We start from the raw sequence: 239 nt of genomic DNA on the forward strand, positions 1-239 counted from the left end.
ACCACCCCGAACTGGGCTACTTCGCCCGCCAGGCGCTGCGGCTGCTCGACGACTTCCGGATCCGCTTCGGCCGTCTCGACGAGCCGATCCCGGTCGGCGAGCTCGGCGGCACCATCCGGGTCGAGCTCAACCACTCCGACCTGTCGATACTGCCGGCCGGCTACCGGGTCGGGGGCGGCGAGGCGGACACCCGCATCCTCGCGGTCGCGCGGAACCTGCAGGCCGAGGGGTACGACGTC

The 239-nt window shown here is 72.4% G+C and carries 1 pseudogene; it reads left to right on the top strand.

Annotated features, from left to right (window positions below):
• Window positions 1-239, top strand: a pseudogene (locus tag PUR56_RS14390) (PhoH family protein); the annotation flags it as partial.

Origin of the sequence: Streptomyces sp. BE303, assembly GCF_036290945.1 — a bacterium.
In the GTDB taxonomy this organism is placed as follows: Bacteria; Actinomycetota; Actinomycetes; order Streptomycetales; family Streptomycetaceae; genus Kitasatospora.